This is a genomic window from Rufibacter immobilis, assembly GCF_003721565.1.
Classification (GTDB): Bacteria; Bacteroidota; Bacteroidia; order Cytophagales; family Hymenobacteraceae; genus Nibribacter; species Nibribacter immobilis.
In genome coordinates this window covers 428,795-453,974 of record NZ_RJJE01000009.1, presented here as the reverse complement: position 1 = coordinate 453,974, position 25,180 = coordinate 428,795, and the positions used below count along the sequence as shown (strand labels likewise).

At 53.8% G+C, this 25,180-nt stretch carries 19 protein-coding genes; 10 read left to right on the top strand and 9 right to left on the bottom strand.

The genetic code is table 11. The features are described from left to right. Nucleotides 1-29: 29 nt before the first annotated feature. The 3 genes from trxA to dnaE form a co-directional block, all read right to left on the bottom strand. Entirely contained in the window at nt 30-356 is a 327-nt protein-coding gene (gene trxA, locus EFA69_RS09150; RefSeq protein WP_062542637.1) for a thioredoxin, read from the bottom strand. A gap of 418 nt (nt 357-774) precedes the next feature. Beyond that, a complete protein-coding gene (locus EFA69_RS09145) occupies nt 775-1,320 on the bottom strand; it encodes an REP-associated tyrosine transposase (protein ID WP_123132793.1) in 546 nt (181 codons plus the stop codon). Between the two features lie 386 nt (nt 1,321-1,706). Further along, nucleotides 1,707-5,342: a DNA polymerase III subunit alpha gene (gene dnaE, locus EFA69_RS09140; RefSeq protein ID WP_123133431.1), complete on the bottom strand. Its 3,636-nt coding sequence runs from the start codon at nt 5,340-5,342 to the stop codon at nt 1,707-1,709. A gap of 287 nt (nt 5,343-5,629) precedes the next feature. On the opposite strand from dnaE, the gene EFA69_RS09135 reads away from it, so the two are divergent. From EFA69_RS09135 to EFA69_RS09115, 5 genes are all read left to right on the top strand, one after another. Next, nucleotides 5,630-5,938: a DUF3817 domain-containing protein gene (locus EFA69_RS09135; protein ID WP_123132792.1), complete on the top strand. Its 309-nt coding sequence runs from the start codon at nt 5,630-5,632 to the stop codon at nt 5,936-5,938. A 242-nt stretch (nt 5,939-6,180) separates the two neighbouring features. Beyond that, complete coding sequence (locus EFA69_RS09130; RefSeq protein ID WP_317125627.1) at nt 6,181-6,876, top strand: response regulator transcription factor; 696 nt, start codon at nt 6,181-6,183, stop codon at nt 6,874-6,876. Beyond that, nucleotides 6,873-8,246, top strand: coding sequence for a sensor histidine kinase (locus tag EFA69_RS09125; RefSeq protein WP_123132791.1), 1,374 nt, complete (start codon nt 6,873-6,875; stop codon nt 8,244-8,246). Before EFA69_RS09130 ends, EFA69_RS09125 begins: the two co-directional genes overlap by 4 nt. 466 nt (nt 8,247-8,712) lie before the next feature. Continuing rightward, nucleotides 8,713-9,174, top strand: a complete 462-nt coding sequence (locus EFA69_RS09120; protein WP_123132790.1) for a hypothetical protein — start codon at nt 8,713-8,715, stop codon at nt 9,172-9,174. 39 nt (nt 9,175-9,213) lie between these two features. Further along, complete coding sequence (locus EFA69_RS09115; protein WP_123132789.1) at nt 9,214-10,140, top strand: bestrophin family protein; 927 nt, start codon at nt 9,214-9,216, stop codon at nt 10,138-10,140. A gap of 71 nt (nt 10,141-10,211) precedes the next feature. Here the strand turns inward: EFA69_RS09115 and EFA69_RS09110 are convergent, their stop codons facing one another. After that, complete coding sequence (locus EFA69_RS09110) at nt 10,212-11,108, bottom strand: cyanophycinase (RefSeq protein WP_245964528.1); 897 nt, start codon at nt 11,106-11,108, stop codon at nt 10,212-10,214. A gap of 295 nt (nt 11,109-11,403) precedes the next feature. Between EFA69_RS09110 and EFA69_RS09105 the strand changes: the two genes are divergently transcribed. Further along, complete coding sequence (locus EFA69_RS09105; protein ID WP_221175698.1) at nt 11,404-12,747, top strand: MFS transporter; 1,344 nt, start codon at nt 11,404-11,406, stop codon at nt 12,745-12,747. Nucleotides 12,748-13,274: 527 nt separating this feature from the next. On the opposite strand, the gene EFA69_RS09100 is transcribed toward EFA69_RS09105, so the two are convergent. From EFA69_RS09100 to EFA69_RS09085, 4 genes are all read right to left on the bottom strand, one after another. Continuing rightward, nucleotides 13,275-15,455: a LysM peptidoglycan-binding domain-containing protein gene (locus tag EFA69_RS09100; RefSeq protein WP_123132788.1), complete on the bottom strand. Its 2,181-nt coding sequence runs from the start codon at nt 15,453-15,455 to the stop codon at nt 13,275-13,277. 206 nt (nt 15,456-15,661) lie between these two features. Beyond that, nucleotides 15,662-16,306: an O-methyltransferase gene (locus tag EFA69_RS09095; RefSeq protein ID WP_123133427.1), complete on the bottom strand. Its 645-nt coding sequence runs from the start codon at nt 16,304-16,306 to the stop codon at nt 15,662-15,664. 952 nt (nt 16,307-17,258) lie between these two features. Continuing rightward, nucleotides 17,259-17,852: a redoxin domain-containing protein gene (locus EFA69_RS09090; RefSeq protein ID WP_123132787.1), complete on the bottom strand. Its 594-nt coding sequence runs from the start codon at nt 17,850-17,852 to the stop codon at nt 17,259-17,261. A 27-nt stretch (nt 17,853-17,879) separates the two neighbouring features. Continuing rightward, nucleotides 17,880-18,539, bottom strand: coding sequence for a 4'-phosphopantetheinyl transferase family protein (locus EFA69_RS09085; RefSeq protein ID WP_123132786.1), 660 nt, complete (start codon nt 18,537-18,539; stop codon nt 17,880-17,882). Nucleotides 18,540-18,623: 84 nt separating this feature from the next. On the opposite strand from EFA69_RS09085, the gene EFA69_RS09080 reads away from it, so the two are divergent. From EFA69_RS09080 to folB, 3 genes are read left to right on the top strand one after another with little or no spacing between them, the layout of a single operon-like run. Continuing rightward, nucleotides 18,624-19,556 (top strand): WD40 repeat domain-containing protein, encoded by a 933-nt coding sequence (locus tag EFA69_RS09080; protein WP_123132785.1) that lies wholly within the window; start codon nt 18,624-18,626, stop codon nt 19,554-19,556. Further along, nucleotides 19,553-20,578, top strand: coding sequence for a DivIVA domain-containing protein (locus tag EFA69_RS09075; RefSeq protein ID WP_123132784.1), 1,026 nt, complete (start codon nt 19,553-19,555; stop codon nt 20,576-20,578). Before EFA69_RS09080 ends, EFA69_RS09075 begins: the two co-directional genes overlap by 4 nt. A gap of 9 nt (nt 20,579-20,587) precedes the next feature. Beyond that, a complete protein-coding gene (gene folB / locus EFA69_RS09070) occupies nt 20,588-20,959 on the top strand; it encodes a dihydroneopterin aldolase (RefSeq protein ID WP_123132783.1) in 372 nt (123 codons plus the stop codon). A gap of 225 nt (nt 20,960-21,184) precedes the next feature. Here folB and EFA69_RS09065 read toward each other — a convergent pair whose 3' ends face one another. Next, nucleotides 21,185-23,614: a penicillin-binding protein 1A gene (locus tag EFA69_RS09065; RefSeq protein WP_123132782.1), complete on the bottom strand. Its 2,430-nt coding sequence runs from the start codon at nt 23,612-23,614 to the stop codon at nt 21,185-21,187. 482 nt (nt 23,615-24,096) lie between these two features. Between EFA69_RS09065 and EFA69_RS09060 the strand changes: the two genes are divergently transcribed. After that, nucleotides 24,097-25,125, top strand: a complete 1,029-nt coding sequence (locus tag EFA69_RS09060; protein WP_123132781.1) for an LLM class flavin-dependent oxidoreductase — start codon at nt 24,097-24,099, stop codon at nt 25,123-25,125. Nucleotides 25,126-25,180 lie beyond the last annotated feature (55 nt).

Here is a 25,180-nt window from a genome sequence, read left to right as displayed (position 1 = left end):
GCTTTTCTGTTACAGCGGAGCAGCTATGCTTAGGCTAACTGACCGTCTAATTTCTGAGCCAGTACGTTCTTAGGAACGGCGCCCACTTGTTTGTCTACCACCTGTCCGTTTTTGAAAACCAACAGCGTAGGAATGCTGCGGATACCGAATTTGGCAGAAGTCTGCGGATTGGCATCTACGTCTACTTTCCCTACTACCACGCGGCCTTCATAGTCGCCGGCTAGTTCTTCCACTACCGGACCTACCATGCGGCACGGACCGCACCACTCGGCCCAGAAGTCTACAAGAACGGGTTTATCTGAATTGATGATCTCCTCAAAGTTGGCATCGGTGATCTCGATTGCTTTATGTGCCATAATCGTCTGGTTTATATAAGTATCTAATTTGAGTAAAGGCTCTGTTCAAAAATAGAACCAAAGCCAAAGAACAAGTAAAATAACGCTTTTGTGTCAGGTTTGTCAATATCCTTAAGGATACCGTTTAGCGGCCGTTTTTCTGAAACAGGGCCTGAAACGTCAGTATATCTACTGATTTAATTCTAAAAGGTTAGACAGACCAAAGAAGATCACCTATGACAGAATGTCAACTGCTGTGCTCAGGTGATGCCGCTATTGCTCCAGTCCCAGGGAGAGGCTATAAAAAACTTGGCTTTTCTAGTAAAAAGAGGTGGAAGCCAACTTTAAACCGGAAAAGCCAAGAACCCGAAGGTTTGTTACAAAGGTAGGGAAAGTTTGTGGAAGGGCCAAAGGATTGGCGAGACTACGTTGTATAGACTTACTCAACGGGTAAGATTTTTAGCAGCCCTTTGCTGCCCGTATAATCAAGCGCTGAACTGTACAGATAATGTGCTGGTTCCTGTACTAGTTCTGCCCAAACCGGATTCTGGTGAATGTACTCTATTTTCTGTTGTAGAAACTCGTTGGAGTGAATCTCCTTCGCCTCGTTGCCGTCTTGCCAGAATTTATGGTTGGTCACTTTGCTGTGCACGTTGGCCGGGAACCGAAACCGGTGCAACATCCATTCCCTCCGACTTTCATGTTCTTGCTGAATGGCCTCCACTATGCTTCGGCTGGTAAACTTCTTAAAATCCCGCAGAATGTCTGACAAGTGGAATCCTTCTTTGGCCGAAGCAATTAGATGTAGGTGGTTGCTCATGAGGCACCACGCGTACAGTTCTAAGCCTTTCTTTTCCTGGCAAAACTTAAGTGAATCTAGAATGATGTGGCGATACACGGGTCTGGTGAAAACATCAACCCAATCAACCACCGTCAAGGTCAAATAATACAGATAACCTTCATGGATTTTGTTCTTGACGCTCATGCAGAAAAGTACGTCACCTCTGTCATTCCTGTTTCTATTTGGCGTACTAGTTCAGGTGTTGCTATTTGCTGTCAGGGATTTACCAATCCCGAATCACTCTGTCGGGGATTTCCTAATTCCCGTTGCTGACCAATTGAGAAAGTGTGGGCACGGGGATTGATAAATCCCTGACAGAGAACTTCCGGATTAGTAAATCCGGAAGAGCAGAAAGAGCGGGAATAAGTCCGGAAGAGCGGGAAATGGCTGATGTCGTTTTGTCCATTCCGTTTTCAGCCTCTTTTTACAAAAACAGCCCAAAAACAGAAAAGCCCAGCCAAAGAACCAATGTCCTCAGCTGAGCTTTCAGAAGTCTTGCTACTTGATACGTGCTACCTGATACCGCGAAGCTATATCAACTGGCAAGTAGCCACCTCCAAATCCTTCACGTTCTGCAAGAACGCCTTTGGGTCAATGCGGTAACGGCGGGAGAACAGTTCCACCGTTAATCGTTCGCCGGGTTCGGTTAAGACCAGTTCCAGTTTCTTCTGGCCGGGGCTGTTGATGGCGGCTTCCTCCAGGCGGTCAATGAGCAGGGCGTTGATGTTCCGGATGTCAATGTCCATGCGCACGCCTTTGGCCATTTTATCGGCCACGTCACTGAGTAGTTGCATAGAGACAGGCTTCAATTCCCACTGGTCTTCAGACTTATAGCGCAGGGTTACTTTTGCCCGGATGAACAGGTACATGCCTTCTTTGATGTACGGTGAGAACTTCACGAAGTCTTCGCCGAACAGCGCCAAACCCATGGTATTGTCATAGTCTTCAAAAGAGAAGAGCATGAACGGGTTGCCATTTTTACCGGTGCGTACCACCACGTTGCTCACAATGCCGGCCACATTCACATCGCGGTTCTTGAATTCGGCAATGCGGTCCAGACTACAGGTGCAATAAGAGTCAATCTCCAGCTTGAACTGGTCTAGTGGATGTCCGGAGAGGTAGAAACCAATTACTTCCTTCTCGCGGCGCAGCATTTCCGTCAGGGTCCAGGGCTGCACGTCTGGTACTTTGGGCAGCGGCATGTCCACGGCTCCGCCTCCTCCGAAGAGCGACTGCTGGGCAGCATTTTTCTCGGCCTGGAACTGGTTCCCGAAGCGAACGGCCTTTTCAATCAGGTTGATGCTTTCACCTTCTGGGGTTTCCAGATATTGGGCGCGGTGGTAGCGTTCAAACGAATCAAAAGCACCGGCTTGGGCAAGACTTTCAAATGTCTTTTTGTTCACGGCGCGCAGGTTCACGCGCTTCGCGAAGTCAAAAATATCGGTGTACGGGCCGTTCTTTTCGCGTTCCTCAATGATGGCTTCCACGGCGGCTTCACCAGTGCCTTTCACAGCGCCCATCCCGAAACGGATTTGCCCCTGCTGGTTCACGTTGAACTGGTGGATGGATTCGTTCACATCGGGCCCCAATACCTGAATCTGCTGCTTGCGCGCCTCCTCAATAAAGAACGTCACCTTTTTGATGTCGTTCATGTTGTGGGTGAGCACCGCGGCCATGTATTCCGCAGGGTAGTGCGCCTTGAGGTAACCGGTCTGGTAAGCGACTACGGAGTAAGCGGCGGAGTGCGAGCGGTTGAAGCCGTACTGCGCGAACTTCTCCATCACGTCAAACACCTCAGAGGCGTGCTTGGCCGGAATGTTATGAATCTCTTTGGCACCGGCCACGAATTTCTCGCGCTCCTGAGCCATCTTCTTCATGTCCTTCTTACCCATCGCACGGCGCAGCAAGTCGGCACCACCCAGAGAGTAGCCCGCCAGAATTTGGGCCGTTTGCATAATCTGCTCCTGGTACACCATGATTCCGTAGGTATTCTTCAGGATAGGTTCCAGCAGGTCATGCGGGTATTCCACTTCCTCCTTGCCTTGCTTCCGGTTAATGAAGTTCGGGATGAACTGCATCGGGCCCGGACGGTACAAGGCGTTCATGGCAATTAAGTCCTCAATATTGGTGGGTTTCAGGTCTTTGAGGTACATGCGCATGCCCTCAGACTCGAACTGGAACGTCCCGATGGTATCGCCGCGCTGGTAGAGGGCGTAGGTTTTCTCATCGTCCAGCGGAATGTTGTCAATGTCAATCTCCACCCCGTGATTCCGCTTGATGAGGGCCATGGCGTCTTTCAGTATGGAGAGGGTTTTCAGGCCCAAAAAGTCCATCTTCAGCATGCCCGCGCTCTCAATCACCTTCCCGTCAAACTGCGTCACCAACAAGTCAGAGTCCTTGGAGGTAGACACCGGTATGTAGTTGGTGATGTCATCTGGCGCGATGATCACGCCCGCCGCGTGAATACCGGTGTTCCGCACGGAGCCTTCCAGTTTTTCAGCGAGCCGAAGGGTTTCACCTTTCAGGTCGTTCCCTTCTCTAAACGCAGCCAGTTCCGGAGACTCCATAAAGGCCTTGGCTAGCGTAGTGCCCGGTACTTCGGGGACCAGTTTTGCCAGTTCGTTCGCTTCTGACAACGGTAAATCAAGGGCGCGGGCTACGTCTTTGATAGACGATTTGGCAGCCATGGTACCGAAGGTGATGATCTGGGCCACCTGCGTTTTGCCGTACTTGTCTACCACGTAGTCAATCACGCGCTGGCGGTTCACGTCATCAAAGTCAATATCAATATCGGGCATGGATACCCGCTCCGGATTCAGGAAACGCTCGAACAGCAGCGAGTACTTGATGGGGTCAATGTTGGTGATCCCCACGCAGTACGCCACGGCAGAACCCGCCGCCGAACCCCGGCCCGGACCTACGGCCACCCCCATGTCACGGCCTTTGTTGATGAAGTCCTGTACGATCAAGAAATACCCGGCAAAACCCATGGTCTCAATGATGCCCAGCTCGTAGTTCAGGCGTTCCTCTACCTCAGGGGTAATGTCAATGTACCGCTTCTTAGCGCCCTCAAAGGTGAGGTGGCGCAGGAATAAATCGGCGGTAGGGTGCTCCGGAGGGAGCGGGAAGTTGGGCAACAGGATATCGCGCTGCAGCTTGGGTGGCGTGATTTTGTCTACAATCTCGTTGGTGTTGTCTACGGCAAAAGGAACGTCCTTGAACAGCTCGTTCATTTCGGCCTGAGACTTGAAATAGAACTGGTCGTTGGGGAAGCCGAAGCGGTCAGCCGGGCGTGGTTTCTGCAGTTCTTCGTCAATGCGGTAAAGCATGCGGCGCACGTTCTCGTCGTGGCTGTAACTCTGCCGAATATTATCTAAGGTGTCATAAATCACTTCGCCGCGGCCGCTCATCAACCGGAAGTAGTTCGTCCTGAAGTCGCCCACAGGCACGCTCTGCTGCTCACCGGTATTTACGCACAACAGAATATCATGCGCGCTCCAGTCGGTTTGGTCTACGTAGTGCGAGTCATTGGTACAAATGACTTTCACGTTATACTTGATGGCCCACTTGAGCAGCACCTGGTTCACGTCTTCCTGAGACATGCCGGTGCCGTCAATGTTCATGAGGCCGTGGCGCTGAATCTCAATGTAGAAATCGTCGCCGAATAAATCCAGCCACCACTTCAACAGCTTTTCGGCTTCTTCTTCGCCTTTCCACAGAATGGCCTGCGGCAACTCGGCGCCAATGCAGCAACTGGTGGCAATGAGGCCTTTGTGGTATTTCACCAGCAGTTCCTTGTCAATGCGGGGCCATTTGCTGTAGAGGCCGTCAATATAGGAGTAGGAGCAGAGCTTGGCCAGGTTCTGGTAGCCTTCCTGGTCTTTGGCCAAGAGCAACTGGTGGTGGCGTACATCTTTCTGTTCTTTAGAGAAACTCTTCTGGTGCCGGTCTTCCACCAGGTAAAACTCGCAGCCCACAATGGGTTTCACGTTGTACTTGTTGGCCTCGGCCACGAAGTTGAACGCCCCGAACATGTTGCCGTGGTCGGTCATGGCCACGGCTTTCATGCCGTCGGCCTGGGCCTTTTTCATGAGCGCGCCAATGCTGGCGGCCCCGTCTAGCAAGGAGTACTGGGTGTGGGTATGGAGGTGGGAAAAATCTGGCACGGAAGCGGTAATTAAGAATTGAGAATTATGAATGAGGAATGACCAGAAAGCCACCCCAAATTCCCGCCGAAACGGACTACGAAGATACGAAGAAAACACCGGAAGCAGGACTAAAAGTTGCGCCTGTAAAGGGCGTTTAGCGCTTGTTTTCTGTAAATCAGGCCCAAACCAGAAACGCGGGGAAGCATGTGTTAAAATAGGGTTTACACTATGTTAGCAGGTTCTTGCGTTAGAAGGGAAGTAATTTAAGCCGGTGGCGTACCTTTGCATCAGCTAATCAAATTTTTATGAGTTTCCCGTTGAATACTTCCCTGGGCCGCTTCCGGCTCATCGCCTTTATTGAAGGTATTTCCTATCTCATTCTGTTGTTCATTGCCATGCCCATGAAGTACCTGGGAGGTATGGAGAAAGCGGTGCGTTACCCAGGCATGGCCCACGGCGTGTTGTTTGTGCTGTTCGCGTTCCTGTTGCTGCAGGTGTGGGTGGAGTACCGTTGGTCTTTCAAGAAAGCGGCCGCGGCCTTCTTCTGGTCCTTGATCCCTTTCGGGTCGTTCTACTTTGACAAGAAAATAGCCAACGACAAGCCTGCCCGGTAAAATCTGTTTAGGGGCCGTTTTTAGAAAAACAGCCCCTAAACGTCATTCCACAACCAACAACCTTCATCAGTAACTGGTCCGGCAGCGGTACTGCCACTGGCAAGCCGAAAGCTGATTTTATTTTGTCTGCGTACGTACATCAAATTTGCTTTTTGAGGGGTAGAAAGGGACGGGCAAACAAAGGCTGCTTTGGCTTGTTGTTCTTCAGCAACTATTTTTGACACACGGACTAAGCAATTCCTATGGGGCTGAAGATACTTTTGGTGGAAGACGAACCTTCTTTGGCGGCCATGCTGCAGCGCGGCCTGAAGGAAGAAGGTTATCAGGTGAGTGTGGCCATGAGCGGCCCCATGGGGCTGGAGATGGCGCTGGCCTTCGGCTTTGACGTAATCATTCTGGACATCATGCTGCCGGAGATGAGCGGGTTGGAGGTTTGTAAAAAACTGCGGGAACAGGATAGCAAAACCCCCATTCTCATGCTTACGGCGCTGGATTCGCCGGAGAACATAGTGATGGGGCTAGACAGCGGGGCAGACGGTTATCTAAGTAAACCCTTCAATTTCGCTGAACTGAGTGCCCGCATCAGAACGATGGCGCGCAGGCTCCAGAACGTACCAGTTTCCCCCAAACACCTCATTACCATCGCTGATTTGGAAATCAACACCCAGAGCAAGACTGTGACCCGCAGCGGCCAATCCATTACGCTTACCGCCACAGAGTTCAGGCTGTTGGAGTTTTTAGCTCAGCGCACTAACCTGGTGCTTTCCAGAATTGAGATTCTGGAGCATGTCTGGAACATTGACTTCAACATGGGCACCAATGTGGTAGATGTGTACATCAATTATCTACGGAAGAAACTGGACCGTGATTTTCAACCTAAGCTGATCCATACCGTCATTGGCATGGGGTACGTGCTTAAAAATGGGGAGGCCGCATGAAAATCCAGACCAGGGCCACCCTGCTTTTCTCTGCGCTTACCTCACTGGTGATTCTGGTATTCAGTGGTTTTATCTATTTCTTCACCAACCACTACGCCTTTGAAGATTTCTACCAACGGCTGGAGACGCGGGTGAACATTGCTTCTGACCTGCACCTCAATTTTACCCGAGACGCTGCCTTGGTGCGCCAAATGCGGCAGGCCTATCTGGAGAAACTGCCCGCCGAGAGAGAATACCTGCTGGAAGTGCCGGACCAAAGTCGGCAGGAAAAACTGAAAAACAGCCACCTTCCGCAGGCGCTCATCACAGACATCCTTCAAAACGGAAAGGGGCGTTATAGGGAAGACCATACATTCTATGTGGGGCAGTTGCAAAAGGTCAAGGGCAAGGCGTATCTGGTAGTGGTGTCTGCCCAAGACCCATATTGGCTGGATGAATTGAACCGCCTTTCCAAGATTCTTCTCATTGGGTTCATTCTCTCCATTGGCGTTGTCTATGTCATTGGGCTCCGGTTCACGCGACATACGTTCAAACCGGTGCGGGATATGATTAGGGAGGTGCGGGGAATTTCAGTAGAGAACCTGAACCAGAGGCTGCCGCCCCGCAAAGGCAATGATGAGCTGGCTGAGTTAGAACAGACCTTCAACGACATGCTCACGCGTCTGGAGACCGCCTTTGAAACCCAGAACAATTTTGTGAGCAATGCCTCACATGAGCTGCGCACCCCGCTCACCATCATCAAAGGAGAGGCAGAGTTGACCTTAGCCAGCGAAGGCTTGTCGGCTACCCAGCGGAAAGCTTTGGAGGTGATTTTGCATGAGGCCGATGTCCTGAAAGACATCCTGACCAGCCTCCTGGGGATGGCCCAGAGCGGGTTTGATGGCAAAAAGCAGAACTGGGAGGTGGTCCGGATTGATGAGCTTCTGTGGCTGGTAAAGGAATCTACTGATCAGCTGTACCCCGAAAGCAACATCCGGATGGATTTCAGCCAATTGCCCACCGAAGAGGCGCAATTGCAGGTGCTGGGCAATATCAATCTGCTCAAACTGGCCATCAGTAACATTGTCATGAACGCCTGCAAATACTCTAACAACCAGGAAGTGGTGATTGGGTTGCAGAGCGAGAAAGACATGTTGGTGATTGTAGTGCAGGACAAGGGAATCGGGATTCCGGAGCAGGAACTGTCTTACATCTTCGTGCCCTTCTTCAGGGCCTCCAACACTTCAAACTTTGAGGGCCACGGTGTAGGTTTGCCGCTGTCGCTCAATATTATCCGGCTGCACAAAGGAAGCATTGGCATTAATACCCGGGAGGGCGCGGGAACAGAGATACGGGTCCTGCTGCCAACCGCGCAAGCGAGTTTAGTTTGATCGCTCGTTCCAAAGTCTTCCTCCTATAATCCGCCAGGATTAAAAATCTGTCTCAAGACGTAACAATTGTGTGAGTAGGGAAGGGAGAGTTTCCGTTCCAGTTCGTCCTGTTTTAAGGAAGCCGTCCTTAGCTAAGAAGGATAGGTTTTGTTAGAAAAGCCATGATTCCTTTCTCCATTCTCATCTTTAAAAGTATTTTTTGCCATTCGGTTTAACCGTTTTCCTTAAAAGCAGATTAAAACGCAGTTGCTGCTAGGTTTTCTAAGGGGAATTTCGCTCTAATTCAGGGGCAAAAACAATTGTTTTATAAGATAATAAGGTGTTAATTAAATTTAAGTTCTTGATAGTTAGTTAGATAAATATTGTGTTAAAAGCCTGTGATTGATTCTAATTAGATTTTAATTCGGCTCTTAAATGGGCTTAATGGGCGTGGCGTAAGTTTGCTTATATCAGTTGAGTAAATGCTATGACCCATATTTTGATCCCTTCCAATTTCAAAGAAGACACACTGGGCTGCTTGCGCGAAGTAACCCAAACTTTCCCCGGGCTGCAGGTGAACGTGACGCTGTTCCATGCTATGGGGTTGTCTGGTTCCATCACAGACCTACTCATGCTGCCTAGAGAGGGACAGGAGAAGAAGCTGGTGTCCAGGCATTTCTTACAGGAGTGTGCGCAGCTGAAACAGGAGCTGGACGAGATTGCCTCTGTGGAGCACTGTTTCTTTTACGGCACTACCATGGCGGCCTTCCGCAATTTCCTGAAAGCCAATAAGACTGAATTCATTGTGTGGCCCGCCAACTACAAACATGAGGCCATTGATCGCCTGAGCCAGGACCCTTTGCCATTTCTGGAGAAGTGTGGCCTGCCTCTTATTTCTGTCTCACCCCGCGTGCCCCAGCCCCAGCCAGCTATGGCGCAACTGCTGTAGTGGTTCCGGTTCATTTTTTACCCATTATTCTAGAAGGCTATGTTACTGAAGAAGAATATCCCTATCAAATATGTGTTTGGAAAGATCAAAGTAGAGGTGATGCTGGTAGCGGTATACGCTGTGCTGGTGGCGGTGGCCTACGTGAATTTCCATTTCACCAGAATCTCTATTCCTATCGCGGTGCCCGCCATGCTGGGAACTATCTTGTCGTTGTTGCTGGCGTTCAGGTCCAACCAGGCGTATGACCGCTGGTGGGAGGCCCGTACGCTGTGGGGAGCTATTGTGAATGACTCCCGAACCCTGGCCCGCCAGATTCTCAACTTCGTGGAGACGCCCTATAATTCAGTGGAGGCGCTGTACTTTAAAGAAACCTTCGTGAAGCGGCAGATTGCCTGGTGTTACACCTTGGGGCAGTCCCTGCGGGGCGTAGATCCTTGGCAAAACGCTGAGAAACTTATGCCTGGTGAGCAGAAAATGTACCTCATGGAGTACACCAACAAGCCCGTGGGACTTCTGGAATTGCATGGGCAGAGCCTGCGGAAGGCGTACAAAGAAGGCTGGATAAACAAATACCAGCAGGTGGAGATAGACCGTACCCTTACGCGCCTCTGTGACGCCATGGGAGGCTGCGAGCGTATCAAGAACACGGTTTTCCCGGCTACCTACAGCCTTTATACCCACCTGGCCTTAATCCTTTTCATCCTGATGCTGCCATTTGGCGTGATAGATGTGTTTGGAGTGATGATGGTGCCCTTGGTAGTGGCCATTGCGGCGTCTTTCCTGCTTATTGAGAAGATGGCCATTCATCTGCAAGACCCGTTTGAGAACAAACCCACTGACACCCCCGTGACCACCATTGCCCAAACCATTGAGCGCGACCTGAAACAGATGATGCGGGAGTACCCGCAGGAAGTGGAACAACCTAAGCCAGCTGTGCAGAAAGTAGCCAGCTTCTATATTCTCTAACGGTAGGTTTCCCAGAGACGAACTTCCCGTTTAGGGGCTGTTTTTCCAAAAACAGCCCCTAAACGGGAAGTTTATTTTAACTGCAGGCGGGCGTAGGTGGGGATGAGGTATTCGTCTGCGTCGCCTAATAGGTGCACCCGCAGGCCTTTGGTGGTGAACGGCTCACCGTTCTGGATGTCATAGATATTGGTCTCCGTGATGCCCATTCCGTCTACCACGGTAATCAGGCCGCTGCCTACCACTTCCACATTCCCGCCCAGAGTAACTAAAATGGCGGTGTCTTCCTCCAGGCCAATGCCAATACATTCTGGGTTGGTGGCGATGGCCTGCGTCATGCGTACAATGCGGCCGCGGGTAAGGAAATGGGTGTCAATGGCTACGTCTTTCAGAAATTCAAGGCCGGTCGTGATCCGGACATCGCCTTTGATATAGCCGCCCTGTGATTCGCCCTCGTAGATCATGGGGGTAGATAAGGCGGCCGCCCCAGCGCTGGTACCGGCAATGATGATGTCTGAGAACGCGTAACGCTCTTTCATGAGGTTCAGGATCTCCGTGCCCCCAAAGATGGCCGTCAGGCGCAACTGGTCTCCTCCGGTGAACATGATGCCCGCGGCTTGCTTAATGACCTCCAAATGATCTGGTTGCGCGGCGTCCTGACGGTTGCGGATGTCCAGTACCTGAATATTTTTAACTCCCAGCTCAGAGAAGACCTTCACGTAATCTTGGGCAGACAACTCGGGCTCCTGCGAAGCCGTCGGGATCACGGCCACCAGTGGGTTTTCGCCTTTTAGTTCGGCCACAAAGCGCTTCAGAATCTGCTCACTGATGAAATTAATGTTCTTGCCTTTGCCCTCTGATTTATCATCTAGGTCTTTGCTCTCTTTTCCGCCAATAGCCAGCAGTTTTCCCTTGGGGATCATCCTTCCGCCCTTGGGTTGCGGCATCTTCTGTGCTGTTTTCTCGGTCATGTAATGATCTGTAGAGATAAAGTAAGTACGAAATGGAAAGAAATAACCCGTATAAGTACGGAGTGGGGCGCGGAAAGGTGTTACAAAACTAAATATGGTATAATTTATTGATAATAAGATAATTATTTTCAAGCATAATGGCCTAAAGTAGCCTTGAAGGGCAAAGTGGCAGGGCAAGCCGATAGAAAAAGGTGGGGTGGGTAGTGCTGTGCGCGGCTTGGGAGGGAAACCGTCTGCAGAACACAAGGGCAGGAACTCCACGTACACATAATACGCTCAAAAGGGCTTCACCCACATGGAAGAGACTCTCACCACCAATAAACCGTCAAAACTGGGCGGCATGTTTCGGGCCTTGAACTACCGCAATTACCGCCTGTTCTTTATGGGGCAGAGCATTTCGCTCATTGGTACCTGGATGCAGCAGATAGCCATGAGCTGGCTGGTGTACCGCCTCACAGATTCTGTTTTTCTGCTGGGCATGGTCAGCTTCGCGAACCAGATTCCGGCTTTCTTGCTTGGCCCCTTTGCCGGGGTTATCTCAGATAGGTTTAACCGGCACCGCCTGTTGCTGCTTACCCAGTTCCTGTTCTTAATAGAGGCAAGCACGCTGGCCGCGCTGGTGCTCACCAACACCGTCAACATTTACTACATTCTGGGGCTGGGCGTGTTTGCGGGCATCATTAATGCCTTTGACATGAGCGCCCGCCAGTCTTTTGTGGTGCAACTGGTAGAAAAGCGCGAAGACATGAGCAACGCCATCGCGCTCAATTCCTCAATGTTCAATATGGCGCGGCTGGTGGGGCCTTCGGTGGCCGGTGGGCTCATTGCCGCCGTGGGCGAAGGGATTTGTTTCCTGATCAACGCCATCAGTTATTTTGCCGTGCTGGCCTCCCTGTTGCTCATGCGCCTGCCTAAAGTGGAACGGAAAGTGCAGGATACCCAAATCCTGAAATCACTGAGCGAGGGCTTCCGTTATGCCTTTGGGTTTGCGCCCATCCGCGATATTCTGGTGCTCATTGCCACACTCAGCCTCTTCGGGATGCCGTTCACGGTGCTCATGCCCGCCTTCGCCCGCGACGTGCTGGGCGGCGATGCCAGTACCTTGGGTCTGCTCATGGGCGCGTCAGGCGTGGGTGCCTTGCTGGGTGCGCTGTACCTGGCCTCCCGCAAAACGGTCATTGGGCTGGCCCGGGTGATTGTGGTGGCCTCGGTGCTGTTTGGTTTGGGACTTATGGCCTTTTCCTTCGCCCAGACTTTGGTGCTGGCCATGCTGAGTATTTTTGTGGTAGGCTTGGGGATGATTCTGCGCATGGCCTCCAGCAACACCCTCATCCAGACTATTGTAGACGAAGACAAGCGGGGCCGCGTCATGAGCTTTTACTCCATGGCCTTTATGGGTATGGCTCCCATTGGCAGCCTTCTGGCCGGTTGGGTGGCCGAACGGATTGGTGTGGGTTACACCTTGCTGGGCTGCGGGGTGATCTGCCTGCTCAGTATTATCCCGTTCGTGTTGGGCTTGCCCAAGGCCAGGGAGCAGGTGAGGCCCATTTACCAGCGCTTAGGCATTCTACCCGAGATTGCGTCAGGGTTGCAGGTTGCTTCCAATTTAACATCGCCGCCAGAGGGAGGAAAAATGTGAGGGCGTTTAGGGGCTGATTTTAGAAAAAGAGGCTCTAAACGTGATGTTTAGTTGGTTGTTTCCTTGGAGTACCACTTGCCGCGTGGGTTCATAAACTTTACTATTCCATCTTTTCTGGTAAGCGCTCACGGCCGCGGGGCCCCGTCTTCCCCTCTCGCAAGCCCTTGCGGCCAGGTAGCGGTGGTTGGTTCTTAGCTTCTTTCTTACCTGGCCACAAGCGAGGCGCTCTAGGGAAAGACCGGAAATGGTGCGTTTAACATGGGCGGTTCTTATGGGAGACTAATCTAGTTTTCTCATGAAGAGAAACGAATCATTCAAGGCTGGCGCGAGTCTCCAGACTCGTGCCTTTGGATGAGAGGGAAGTCTCCAGACTCTCCTCCCTGCCGTGCAGCGAAACCGGGTAAGTAGAAAACATGAGAAGGAACCTTGTTTCCGTTTAGGGGCTGTTTTTCGGAAAAGGGGCCCTAAACAGCAAAGCCGGCTGTGGGGCCGGCTTTGCTGTTTGTAGTTCCTGGAAAAGGACGTGATTATTGTTTTGGCTTGATCACTAAGCTTTCGCCCACGCGGACACTGGTATCGGTTTTACGGTTCCATTCCATGATCTGCTCAGGGGTAACACCGTATTTGCGGGAGATGGCGTACATGGTTTCGCCGGTAAGCACTGTGTGGGTAAGATCTGCGGCAGTGGTTGGGCTGGCGGCCGGTTGCGCGGCTGGAGCTGCTGCCGGAGCGGCAACAATCAGTTTCTGCCCAATGGAGATGCCCGTGTTTTCTGCCATATTATTCCACTTCTGCAGGTCTGCCAGGGTAACGCCGTATTTGCGGGAGATGGCGTAAAGCGTCTCGCCGGTGGCTACTGTATGCTCAACGGTAGAAGCGGTGGCGGCAGGTGCTGCGGCCGTAACCGGTGCGGGAGCCGCCGTAGTTGCCGGGGCAGCGGCTTGGGTAGAAGCGGAGCCGGAAACTACCAATTCTTTGCCAAGGGAGAGAGGAGCGCCTTCTTCCATGCCGTTCCAGGCCAGCAGATCATTCACGGTGGTGCCGTACTTTTTAGAGATAGAGTACAGGGTCTCGCCTTTCTCCACCACGTGCTTGCCCGTAGCAGATACCGCAGCCGGTTGTGCGGCGGGAGCCGATGCGGTCACCGCAGTGGCAGGCTTGGCGGCAACAGCGGTCGTGTTTTTTACCGGGTAAGAGGCCGAAGGAGCCACTGTCTCTTCTTTCTCTGGGATCTTGCGCACGTACGGGGGAGCGGTGGTGTCTTCTACTTCAACACTGATAGAACCTTGCTTAGGCGCTGCGGTGGGTTTGGCGGCGGCGACTGGCGCCGATGGCTGGGCGGCCGGGGCTGGTTTCTGTGCCAGTATCTCAGTGGCGGCCGGTGCGGTTTCTTCCTCCTCCAATGGTCTGATCTCCACTGGAATGCTGGTGGGTCTGGTTTCCTTCAGCCAAACGACGCGGCCGGGTTGCAGGCTTTCGGTTTTCTCCATGCGGTTCTTGGCCAGGAGCTTGTTCAGCTTAATGGCGTATTGCTGGGAGATGTCATGCATGGTCTCGCCGCGCTGGGCCACGTGGAATTCCTCGGTTTTAGATTTAGCGCGCTTGCCTTGCAGGTAGTACGTTTTACCGGCTACCACCTCCTGGTTGGCTTGCAAATCATTCACGCGGGCGAATTTGCTCGTGGAGATATTTCCTTGCAGGGCCAGCATGTCTTTGGTGTCGCCGGGTTGGGCTACCACAGATGCAGGCTCATAGGTATTGTTCAGTTTAGCCTTGAGCGTGGCGAAGAAGCCTTTGATGCGGCCAATGCTGTCCTGGGGCTTCGCCACCTGGCCTTTAGCGCTGGCAGCGGAAGTTGTTCTGGTAGGGGATCCTGCCTGCGCCAAAACCGGCCGCGACGCGCCAGACACATACGGCACCATCACGGTATATTCCTTGTCTGAGGGAACGGTGGAGGCCATGAGCCATTTGTTATAGCGCTCTACCTCGGCGGCATCGGCTTGGGCGGCCATCGCAATCTCCGTTAAAGACTGCCCTGGGGCCGCTTTTACCGGCTGGAGGGTAATAGTAGGGTTTGGGTTCTTGCCAATGGCGTTTTCATAGGCCACTTTGTGCGCCAGGAACGTGAGCAGGTACTTGTTCGTCTGGCTGGTCACCTCCATTTTCTTAGCCCCAATGTCTGATGTTTTGGTGAGGGCTTTGGTGCCGGTAAGTCCTTGGTAATAGGAAAGCAGCGTATTGAACCAGTTTTTGTAGTAGGCGTTGCTGCGGAGCATGTAACGGGCGGCGCCGCGGCTAGACTCAATAATGTGCTTGCGCTCATCTACCTGGCTGTTCACCTTAATGCCCAGTTCTGTGGCAGAACCTTCTTTGAACTGCCAGAAACCTACGGCATTGGAGGTAGAAACGGCATCAGAAACCAAACCGCTTTCCTGCAGCACCAGGTATTTGAAATCGGTGGGAACGCCTTCTTCTTTAAACGCTTTTTCTATAAACGGGAAATAGGCATCGGCTAACTCTACTTTCTTCTGGAAGTACCCCGGGTGTTTGGTAAGGGCGTCCACCAGTTTCTGGATGTCGGCCCGGGCACCTTCCTGTATCTGCAGGTGGATGTCTGCAAAGTACATGTTGTTGGGAACTACGGGAGTCTGGGCTTGCGCTACCCAGCACAACAGGCTGAGTAACAGGAGCGATAAAGATTTTTTCATCTAATTATCGTGGCAAAGGGTAAAAGAATAGTAAAAAGCCTATGTTCTTGTAACACTGGAATTACCACGCGCTAAATAGCTAATGTGTAAAGAGTTGTACAGAAGGCTTATTTACAAAGTAGGCGATTTTGGGAGGGCAAAGGAAGCAGAGAGGGAGTAAAAATTTTTCCACCCGGTTATCCACGGGCTTATCCACAGAATGTGGATTACTTTTTCCGGGCCACCAGAATCCCGTCCCGGATGGGCAGCAGCAGATTTTCTACCCGCGGGTCTTCGTGCACTTTGCGGTTGAAGTCCAGTACCAGCTCAGTGTCTTTGTCCAGCTTGGGCCGGAATTTCTCCACCACTTTGCCGCTCCAGAGCACGTTGTCGGTGAGGATGAAGCCGCCGGGGCGCACCTGGTCAATGATCAGGTCAAAGTACAGGCCGTTGCTTTTCTTGTCGGCGTCAATGAAGACCAGGTCCCATTGTTCCTCCAGGGTAGGAATCACGTTGGCGGCCTGGCCAATGTGGAGTTGGATTTTCTGTGCTAAACCGGCCTCAGAGATATAGCGGCGCACCATGTCTTCCAGCTCGTCGTTCACGTCAATGGTGTGCAAAACGCCGTCTTCGGTTAAACCCTCGGCCAGGCAAAGCGCCGAGTAGCCGGTGTAGGTGCCAATCTCCAGGACTCGGCGCGGCCGCAGCATCTGGGAAAACATGGCCAGGGTTCGTCCCTGCAAATGCCCCGAGAGCATGCGCGGTTTCATCACGTTCAGGTGCGTCTCGCGGTTGAGGCGGTGCAGGAGCGGCGTTTCGGGCGAGGTGTGTGCCTCTGCGTAGGCATGAAGGTCTGGGTCCAGGAAATCCACGGCGTGAGGGAATTTAGAATTGGTAAAAGAATTAGGAGTTTGTTCCTGCGGCAAAGGTACAGGAGGGACGGGAAGGAAGCGCTGTTTTGACCCTGTTTTTGAAAAAAGAGCCGCTAAACGGGAACCCACCCCTACCCCTCCCAAGAGGGGAGTCCCGCAGTCAAGGGGCAACACGGAGTACCTTGAACTCCTGAGCTCCACTCCAGCCACCTCCGCAGGACGGTGAAGGCATGCAAAAGGCCTCAAAGCAATTCCCCAGGCAGTAGGTTTGCCTGCGGGAGCGGGCAACGCAGGGGCGGTACGCCCCGAGGCGCTTAGCGGGAGCACGCTTAGACCTTAAAAACTCAGCAATGGCCCACGTTCCCTATGGAACAGAGGACGGTGCCCGGTGGTACAGAACCGAAGCTCCGCCTGTCCGAGCGTCAGCGAGTCCGGAGCTTCTTGATTCTTTTGGTTACTTTTCTCATCAAGGAGAAAAGTGACAGATGGTTACTTTTCTCATCAAGGAGAAAAGTGACAGACGTTGACAGAAAGTAAAATGATAAGAGGTTCGGCAGGAACGGCAATGGAAAGCAAAGACGGATAGAGCTAACCGGAGCGGCAGTCTTGGTTGTCGGTGAGAACACCAACAACGGCGAGAGTGACAGACGCGGGCGGAAGGTAATATAGCCCGAGGTTCGGCTAGGAAGGTAATGGAGAGTAGCTGCAAGACATCACCGCTAAGAGCAGAAGATGAATCAGCATGTGTAAATATCCTCCTACCCCCTTCAAAGGGAGAATCTGCGTTGGCAAAGGCAGTATTCCCAGCTACTGGCAATTACAGAAACAGCAGCAGCAGAGATCAAGTATCAACCGCAAGAATGCATGAAAAAAAACAAGCATGCCGCTTCCGCCACAGGCTTGTGCTGGTTTTGGGCAAATTCAGGAAAAAGAGCCCCTAAACGCAGATTCCTTAGAACCGCTTAATCAAGCAGCCGGTAGCTCTGAGCTCAGCCGCTGGCACGGAACGGCCCGCCAGGAGCGCCTCCAGGGCATTGGCCAGGTACCGCTGCTTCACGTAAGCCTCAGCCTGCGGATTATCATCTATGGCGCCTTTGTAGCGGAGGTAGAAGCCGTCGGCAGAGTTCTGGAGCACAAAAACCTCGGGGGCTTTGGTGGCGCCAAACTGTTTGCTCAGTTGCTGGCCCTCGTCAATCAGGAAGGGGAAGTTCTGGGTGCTGGGCCGGTCGGGCTGGGCTTTGGGGGCCTGGCCGCCTTCCTCCAGGCCAATGGCGGTATTCACGTACACAAAGCGCGCACCTTTGCCTGTGTACGTTTGCGCCAGGTCCTGTAAGCGGTTCTCGTAGAGTTTGGCGTAAGGACAGTTCACACTGGTGAACACCACCACCAGTACCTGGGCATCTTTGAAGTTAGCCAGCTCCACAGATTGGTTCTGGCCGTCTTTTAGGGTGAAACTGTTCACTTTGGCGCCAATGCGGTAACCGCTCTGGGCAAAGGCCAGGCTGGAGAAAAGAAGGGCCAGCAGGAGGGTAGTAGCTTGTTTCATAGGTTCTGTGGATAGCGTGAGCGTAGGCTAAGGTTCTAACGTTACCTGAGCCGGTGCCAATACATACGTAAGCACGTACTCAGGGTAATTTTCATAATGGATCTGGTACTGTTGGGCAAAGTCAGGAGTGCTAATCTGGCCCCCAAAAGTGCCCGCCGCTTGTAGGTAGAAGTCTTCCAGCAACAGGTTCTCCCTGAAGAAAAGCTGCCGTTGCCGGTATACTTTATACAGGGTCTCCTTGGCGCTCCAGTACAGATGGAGTTTGTCTGGATGACCGGCCGCCGAGGCCAGTTCATTTTCGTTCAGGAACCGGTGCGCCAGCTTCGGCACCTTTTCTCCTTTTAGTTCAAGATCTATGCCAACCTTGTGCGAACTGGAGACGAGCGCGCCCACCCATGCTCCCGAGTGCGTGAGGGAAACCTGCCAGCGCTGGTCAGAACACACCGGCTCTCCGGTTTCCAGCGTCTCCAGGTTAACGGAAGGAGCTTGCAGTTGGTCCAGCAGGGTGTAGGCCAGCACGCGGGCCGCCAGCCACTCATGGGTGCGCGATTCGGCTTTGAAGGCGGGAATCTGGTGGCCTGGGCGCAGCGATAGTAACTGTGCCTGAAGTTGCTCAACCGTTTCTTCTGCCCGCCAAAGACCTAAAAGTGAACCAGATGGAAGAGGCTTTAGCAGGTGAAGCGGCATACGGCAGAACCTAGGGAAACGGGTTTATGAGCTGTTTTTGGTAAATTTAGGCAAAAATAGGTTCCCACCACTTTTCTATACGCCATGGCCAGCCCGTTTCAGGTTCAGAAAATCACCACGCTCACCGGTCACCGCGACTGCGTTTACACGCTGGAGCGGGCTCCTGAACCCCAGAAGTTCTTCTCGGCCGGGGCCGATGGCCTCGTAGTGCAATGGGATCTGAGCCAACCCGAGAATGGTGAGCTGGTAGCTCGCGTGAGTAGCAGCGTGTACGCGCTCAAATACGTGCCAGAACAGAACTGGCTGCTCATTGGGCACAACCACAACAGTCTGGAGGTATTGGATTTAGCCGCGAAAGCCATTGTGAAAACCATTCCGCTGCCCGCTGCTGCCGCCATTTTTGATATCCATTATTCCTGGGAACGGCGGCAAATCTTTTTAGCGCTAGGTGACGGAACGTTGGCGGTGGTGGGGTTAGAGAAGCTGGACGTGCAGAAAGTGGTGCGGTTCTCTGAGAAAAGCGTCCGTTGCCTGGCGCTGCACCCGTCTGGAAAAGAGATGGCCGTTGGCCTGAGCGACCATAGGATTCTGGTGCTGGACCTGGAGACTCTGGCAGTAAAGCAGACCTTGGCCGGGCACACCGGTTCTGTGTTCACGGTGGCTTACACGCCAGACAGAAACTACCTGCTCAGCGGCAGCCGCGATGCCCATTTACGCGTCTGGGACGTAACCCAACACTACCAAGAGCATACCAGCGTCATTGCCCACCTGTTTACCCTAAACCACATCACGTTCAGCCCCAACGGGCGGCTGTTTGCCACCTGCAGCATGGATAAATCTGTGAAGGTATGGGATGCCCAAACCTTCAAACTCTTAAAAGTGATAGACAAAGCCCGGCACGCGGGGCACGGCACCTCCGTGAACAAATTGTTTTGGTCGGGTCATTGGAATCAGTTAGTTTCGTGTAGTGATGACCGCAGCATTGCGGTTTGGGCGTTAACCTTGAAGGAAATATGAAGATTACACCGTTAGAAATCAGACAGAAAACGTTTGAGAAAGCGTTTAGGGGCTTGGACAAAGATGAGGTACAGGCGTTTCTGCTTACGCTTTCGCAGCAGTGGGAGAAGTTGCAGGACGAGAACAAAGACCTGAAAGTGAAGTTGGAAGTGGCGAACCGCGAAGTCCAAAAACTGCGTGAGGTGGAATCATCGCTCTACAAAACCCTCAAGACCGCCGAAGACACCAGCAACAGCATGGTGGAACAAGCCTCCAAAGCCGCCGATCTGCAGATTAGGGAAGCCCAGCTCAAAGCCGACCAACTGCTGGAAGCCGCCCGCCAGAAAGCCCACGGGGTGCTGGAGAACGCCTATCAGCAGGCCGAGAAAACCGTGTCTGAAATGCATACGGAGGTGAAGAACCTGGAGCAGGATTACCTGCGCCTGGAAGACTACCTGGAGAACATGGTGCGCGACCTGCAGAACCTGGCCTCCGACGCGCTGGACAAGGTGGAGAAAACCAAGGCAAAACCCAAAACCTCCATTGGCAGTATCTTACAGAGGGCCGCACAGGTAAAAGTGCAACGGCCCGACAACGAAAAAGATACGACCATGAACGCATTCACCACAGCACCCATACAACCCGTAACGCCAGCCGCTAAACCGGCCCCTGTTCCGGCTTCGGCGTTGACAGACCAGCCGCAGGCCTACGGCATTGGCGGCGGAGGCAGCCGCGAGTCCATTCCGTCTACCCCGGGCACCATCCCTGAGATCCATACGCCCAATCCGGCCCCGGATGTGCAGCCACGCACCCCAGAAATTGTGCCACCGCACATTCCTACGCCTTCCATTGACCCTCCCAAGAGAGAGGAACCAAAACCAGATATTCCGCCGGCGCCAAGCCCAACCCCTGTAGAGGAACCGGAGCCGGAGCGTGAGCAACCGGTACCTACCACCCCAGAGGTGCAGCCGCCCATGACCACCCAAACCAAACCCGCCCCGGCGGTTGCGGTAAGCGGCGGTTCGTTCTTTGACGAAATCTAAGCGCACTACATGGGACAGATTGCACTGGAGGGCATGGAGTTTTTCGCCTTCCACGGGTTTTATGATGAGGAGCAGAAAATAGGCAATAAGTACGGGGTAGACCTCTACCTCCAGATAGACCTGCAAGATGCCGCCGCCTCAGACAACCTGGACCAGACGGTGAACTATGAAGTGCTCTACAAACTGGTACTGCATGAGATGAGCCAACCGGCCCGCTTACTGGAACACCTGGGGCACCGTATCATTGAAGGCGTGTACCGCGAGTTCCCGTTTGTGGAGCAGGTGAAAGTGAGCGTCTCCAAGTTCAACCCACCGCTGGGCGGCATCTGCCACAAAGCCAAAGTAACGCTGGAGAAAAACAAAGAGTGGTATCAACTGTAATGGCGTTTAGGGGCTCTTTTTCCAAAAACGGCTCCTAAACAGGAAATAAAGAAAAGCCTCACTGGTAATACCGGTGAGGCTTTTTCATTGGTCTTTCCCTTGTAGGGGCAATCCCTTGTGGTTGCCCTTCGCTAGAAGTACGGCAAGTAGTTTTTTGATGAAGTAACCCAAAAAAGGGCAACCACAAGGGATTGCCCCTACACTTGCCAAGGAAGTTCAGCTTCCTCAATCCTCGCCTCTGCGGCCACGCCCTCTGCCTTTATCCTTGTCTTTCTTCTCTTTTTTGTCTTTCCGTTTGAACAGGTCTTTCAGCTTTCTGCCGCCGCGTTTAAAGAAGCGCTCAATACCGCTTTCCGGCCGGAAGGTCTCCACGGGGAGCGGTGGCTGGTACGGCGGGCAGTTGAGATAGCCCTCCAGATACGGCGGCAGCGGCGCGAAGCGGCCCGAGGCGTAGCGGCGGTAATCCCGGTCTTTCTGGAGCCGCTGGAAGAAATTTCCCCAGATGGGCAAGGCCGTGTTGGCCCCACCGCCCTGTTCCAGGTCCCGGAACCGGATGCGCCGGTCTTCGCCCCCTACCCAGGCACCGGCCACCAGATCACGGGTAAACCCGATAAACCAGCCATCGGCCTGCGATTGGGTGGTGCCGGTTTTGCCGGCAATGTCCATAGTGAGGCGGTACTGGTGGCGCAGGCGGCGGCCCGTGCCCTCGTTGATGACATTCTCCAGCATGGGGCGCAGCAAAGACGTAGTTTGGTTAGACAGCACGTGCCGGCCATGGCCGTTGGCGTTGGTTTGGTCCAGCAGCACGTTGCCCTGCCGGTCTGTGATGCGCAACAGATAGCGGGGCGTGATCTGGTACCCGCCGTTGGCCAGAGCGGCGTAGGCGGCCACCATCTCCAGCAAACTGGCATCGGCGGTGCCGAGGGCGAGGGAAGGCGTGGCGGGCAGTTCTCCGGTTACGCCCAGGTCATGGGCCACTTTCACTACGTCAGGAATGCCGGCTTGCAGCGCCACGTTCACGGCTACCGTGTTCACCGAGTGCGTGAGCGCCCCCAGCATGGAGTAAGCCCCGCCGTACTGGTCATCTGCGTTGCGCGGCGACCAGTTGTCGTACTCCGGGAAAACGCGGCGGTCATTGGGGAAGTAGGAGCAGGGGGCAATGCCTTTCTCCAGCGCGGTGGCGTACACCAGGGGCTTGAAGGTGGAGCCCACCTGCCGCCTGGACCGCACATGGTCATACTGGAAGAAGTTGTGGTTAATGCCGCCCACCCAGGCCCGCACGTAGCCGCTGTTGGGCTCTAGGGCAATAAACCCGGCATTGAGGTAGCGCAGGTAGTGCCGCAACGAGTCCATGGGGCTGAGGGTGCGGGTCACTTCGCCGCTCCACCTGAACACCTGCATCTTGCGGGGCGTGTTGAAAATTTCGTCAATCTCTTTGTCTGAGAGGCCGGCGGCTTTGTGGCGTCTGTAGCGGAGGGAGCGTTCTTTGGCGGCTTTGAGCACATCGGGCTGGCCCGCCCACGGCGATTTTTTGCCCCAGTGCTTGTCAAAATCTACCTGGAGGGCGTACATGCGCTGCTTCAGGGCCTGCTCTGCGTAACGCTGCATCTTGCTGTCTAGGGTAGTGTAGATTTTGAGGCCGTCGGTGTAAAGATTATAGGCATCGCCCTCGCGGTTTTTCTGTTTGGCGGCCCATTTCTTGAGTTCCTCCCGCAGGTGTTCCCTGAAATAGGTGGCCAGGCCGCTGTGGTGCGAGTAAGGGTTGTAGTCCAGCTTAAGCGGAAGTTTCTGCAGGGAGTCTTTCTGCGCGGGGGTGAGGTAGCCGTATTTAGCCATCTGGGCCAGCACCACGTTGCGGCGCTGCACCGCGCGCTCGGGGTTCAGTTTGGGGTGGTAATAGGTGGTGCCCTTGAGCAAGCCAATGAGCATGGCGGCTTCCTCGGTTTTCAAAGAATCTGCCGAGGTACTGAAGAAGCGCCGCGCCGCCGATTCTATGCCGTACACGTTGCCGCCCATGGGCACCGTGTTGAGGTACAGCTCCAGAATTTCCTCTTTGGAATAGATCGCCTCAAACCGTTTGGCCAGAATCACTTCGCGCATTTTATTCACGGGCATGGAGAGAAACCCTAAGTCTTTGCGCGGGAACAGGTTCTTGGCCAGCTGCTGGCTGAGGGTGCTGCCCCCGCCGGAGCTTTCGTTCTGCAGCAACAGACTTTTAAAGAACACGCGGGCCACGCTGCGGTAATCTACGCCGCTGTGGTCATAGAAACGGACGTCTTCGGTGGCCACCAGGGCCTGGATGGCGGGCTCGGCAATCTGGTCATAGGCTACGTTGGTGCGGTCCTGGATGAAGTAGCGGCCAATAAGCACGCTGTCGGCGGTGTAGACTTCGGAGGGCATGGAGTTCTGCACTTCCTTGAGCTGCCGTTTGGTGGGCAGCCAGCCGAACAACCCGAAGTACACGGCCAGGTAAAACAGGAAAAACACCATGCCTCCGGCGGCCAGGCCTTTGCCCAGTACCCGTAACCAGCCTCTCCGGTCCAGCGACTTCCAGTAGTGTAGGGTGAGTTTCTGCCCATGCCGCGCCAGCCACCTTTTGCGGCGGGTGTTGAGCCAGACAGAAAATGCACCAAAGTAGGAGTTAAAAAGGGGCATGCGGTGTGATTTTGGTAACCAGCATCAAGCAGCACGTAAGAGGAGATTGTACCTCTTTCCGATCAGCACATGGCGTCTTGCTACCTGATACGTGCTGCTTGATACGAGCATCAGAGGCTATGCTTACCCCAATGATACCGCTAAGGTTACGCCGTTTAGGGGCCGTTTTTCGCAAATTAGCCGTAAACTGGAACCAGCGCGGCAGCTTGCGCCCAATTAACAGTGAGTTGCCAACTCCTTGATGGGCTTCTTCCGGGAGAAATATGGGCGGCAGGTACGTCTGCGGTTTCGGTTACTTGCGGCCGGCTAATCCCTGGCGCAAGTTCCGTATATAGGTTAACAGTGTAGGCGCAAGCAGACATTGCTATCGTGAAAAAGACATCGACCCGATGAGGTTCCCGTTTAGGGCCGATTTTTGGAAAAACAGGCGCTAAACGCAAAAAACACAAAAAACACAAATCTTCACCTCCACCTGAACAGACATGGCAGAAGCAAGAAAGATAAAATTGAGCGTGCTGGACCAATCGCCGGTACGGGAGGGCGGCACCGCCGAACAGGCCCTGCGCGAAACCCTGGAACTGGCCCAACTCTCCGACAGGCTGGGCTACACGCGTTACTGGGTGTCAGAGCACCACAATTCCCTGGGCTTGGCGGGCCCCGCCCCCGAAGTCCTGATTCCGCACCTGGCGGCCCATACCAAACACCTGCGCGTAGGCTCGGGTGGGGTGATGCTGCCGCACTACAGCGCGCTCAAGGTGGCCGAGAACTTCCGCCTGCTGGAAACCCTTTACCCCAACCGCATAGACCTGGGCATTGGCCGCGCCCCCGGCACCGACCGCAAAACCGCTGCTTTGCTCAACCCTTACAACCAGTTCAACGAGCAGGACTTTATTGGGCAGCTCATGGACCTGGACCGTTACCTGCAAGACGGGCTCCAGGGCGCGGAAGCCGCCGGGGTGAAAGTAACGCCCCGTTCGGCCACTACCCCAGAACGCTGGCTGCTCAGCTCCAGCGGGCAGAGCGGGGTGTTTGCGGCCCACTTCGGGATGGGGTTCTCCTTCGCCCACTTCATCAACCCCAACGGCGGGGCCGAGGTCATGCGCGCGTACCAATCCAGGTTCAGCCCTTCGGCGCTGATGAAGGAGCCCGCGGGTAACTTCGGGATCTTTGTGATCTGCGCCGATTCTGAGGAGAAAGCCCAGCAGCTGCAACTTTCCATGGACATGCTCATGCTGCACATACGGCAGGGCAAAGCGGGCGGCGTGCCGTCTTATGAGACAGCCAAAGCCTTCTATGACGATTTAGCCGAGGACGAGCTGGCCCAGGTCCAGTACAACCGCCAGCGCACCGTGGTGGGCACCCCGGCCCAGGTAAAAGCTAGGCTGGACGCTCTGGCCGAGGAATATAATGTAGACGAGATTGTGGTAGTCACCATCACCTATGACTTCCAGGACCGGCTGCGCAGCTATGAATTGTTGGCCGAAGCCTATGGATTAGAGCCGAGAAACTAAAGGTTTACACATGGCCGGAGCCGTTGCGTTTAGGGGCCGTTTTTCCAAAAACGGC

Coding starts and splice junctions, on each gene's coding strand:
- trxA (WP_062542637.1), bottom strand. CDS start 356: ATGGCACATAAAGCAATCGAGATCACCGATGCCAACTTTGAGGAGATC.
- EFA69_RS09145 (WP_123132793.1), bottom strand. CDS start 1,320: ATGAGCGTCAAGAACAAAATCCATGAAGGTTATCTGTATTATTTGACC.
- EFA69_RS09135 (WP_123132792.1), top strand. CDS start 5,630: ATGAGTTTCCCGTTGAATACTTCCCTGGGCCGCTTCCGGCTCATCGCC.
- EFA69_RS09130 (WP_317125627.1), top strand. CDS start 6,181: ATGGGGCTGAAGATACTTTTGGTGGAAGACGAACCTTCTTTGGCGGCC.
- EFA69_RS09125 (WP_123132791.1), top strand. CDS start 6,873: ATGAAAATCCAGACCAGGGCCACCCTGCTTTTCTCTGCGCTTACCTCA.
- EFA69_RS09120 (WP_123132790.1), top strand. CDS start 8,713: ATGACCCATATTTTGATCCCTTCCAATTTCAAAGAAGACACACTGGGC.
- EFA69_RS09115 (WP_123132789.1), top strand. CDS start 9,214: ATGTTACTGAAGAAGAATATCCCTATCAAATATGTGTTTGGAAAGATC.
- EFA69_RS09110 (WP_245964528.1), bottom strand. CDS start 11,108: ATGACCGAGAAAACAGCACAGAAGATGCCGCAACCCAAGGGCGGAAGG.
- EFA69_RS09105 (WP_221175698.1), top strand. CDS start 11,404: ATGGAAGAGACTCTCACCACCAATAAACCGTCAAAACTGGGCGGCATG.
- EFA69_RS09100 (WP_123132788.1), bottom strand. CDS start 15,455: ATGAAAAAATCTTTATCGCTCCTGTTACTCAGCCTGTTGTGCTGGGTA.
- EFA69_RS09090 (WP_123132787.1), bottom strand. CDS start 17,852: ATGAAACAAGCTACTACCCTCCTGCTGGCCCTTCTTTTCTCCAGCCTG.
- EFA69_RS09085 (WP_123132786.1), bottom strand. CDS start 18,539: ATGCCGCTTCACCTGCTAAAGCCTCTTCCATCTGGTTCACTTTTAGGT.
- EFA69_RS09080 (WP_123132785.1), top strand. CDS start 18,624: ATGGCCAGCCCGTTTCAGGTTCAGAAAATCACCACGCTCACCGGTCAC.
- EFA69_RS09075 (WP_123132784.1), top strand. CDS start 19,553: ATGAAGATTACACCGTTAGAAATCAGACAGAAAACGTTTGAGAAAGCG.
- folB (WP_123132783.1), top strand. CDS start 20,588: ATGGGACAGATTGCACTGGAGGGCATGGAGTTTTTCGCCTTCCACGGG.
- EFA69_RS09065 (WP_123132782.1), bottom strand. CDS start 23,614: ATGCCCCTTTTTAACTCCTACTTTGGTGCATTTTCTGTCTGGCTCAAC.
- EFA69_RS09060 (WP_123132781.1), top strand. CDS start 24,097: ATGGCAGAAGCAAGAAAGATAAAATTGAGCGTGCTGGACCAATCGCCG.